The sequence below is a fragment of the Tepidimonas sp. genome, assembly GCF_046292505.1.
Lineage (GTDB): Bacteria > Pseudomonadota > Gammaproteobacteria > Burkholderiales > Burkholderiaceae_C > Tepidimonas.
This window is the reverse complement of record NZ_JBKBQX010000139.1, coordinates 1-941: the sequence shown is the minus strand read 5'-3', so window position 1 is coordinate 941 and position 941 is coordinate 1. Positions and strand designations below refer to the sequence as shown.

Below are 941 nucleotides of genomic sequence, written 5' to 3'. Positions count from 1 at the left end.
GCTGCGTGCCAGCAGGTATCCACGGCGGCTGGGTATTATGTGATCATCCGGGATGCGACACTTAACGCTCACGACCGAAGGCAAGCCGCGAAAGCACGCGCACCTCTGTACCGCCTGGCATGGGACTGTGCTTCCACCGCGACGGCCATCGAGAACCTGGAGCCCGAAGCAATAGCAGCGCTACTCCAGTGTGAGTTGCTCCCGAGGTTGGAAACATGGCGCCTGTTCGAATTGGCTTGCCTGCTCGATGTAGCTGCCGCATTGTCGGCCGTGACCGGCGACTCCTGCCGACTCGATATGTCGTTCGCCACGACTCGACCTGCTGCGCATATTGGAAGCCTTCAAGTATGGTGGCAACGCGCGATTGCGGCGCGCTCACGCCCATATCTTGACGAAGGGGAGCGCAAGGCAGCGGATCTCGCAAGTTCACTCGGGGTCAATGCCGGTACCGCGCGCGCCGACCTTACGGTCGAACGAGACGGGCGCGTCCTCGGCATTGTCGAGTGCAAGTGGTTTGGCAACGAGGCGTCAGCCCACGGAGCGATTCTGGAAGCATGTGGGCAGATCGTTGGCTATGCCCGCGACGCGGCCTGGCGCCAACACGAAAGTGCCGACGACCTTTTGACGCGAAGCGTGATCGCTCTGGCGCGCCGCGGCCCTGCTCCCTTGCGACTAGGCCACGGCCCGATCGGCTGTGTTGGTCTTGACGACCTTGGCGGAGACGCGCTTTACCCTTGGGCCAGCCTGATCGCCGCTGCTTGAATGATCTCGCTGCTGCGACCTTGCGGCACCACCGTCAGCCACGAGCGGGACCTCGCGCTCATCAACCGCAGCCGCACACGGTGTGTGGATGACGTAAGACGATGGCTTACCAGCACTCAGGCAATCTTGCGTGCCCTGGAATCTGGACATTGCCCCTTCGAGGTAGGCTGCATTCATTT

General features: G+C 62.2%; 1 protein-coding gene. It reads left to right on the top strand.

Annotated elements, in window-relative coordinates; all coding sequences use genetic code 11:
* A partial coding sequence (locus ACK4TH_RS12315) for a hypothetical protein (RefSeq protein WP_409626865.1) occupies window positions 1-762 on the top strand: 762 nt, incomplete at its 5' end.
* Between the last annotated feature and the right edge of the window lie 179 nt (window positions 763-941).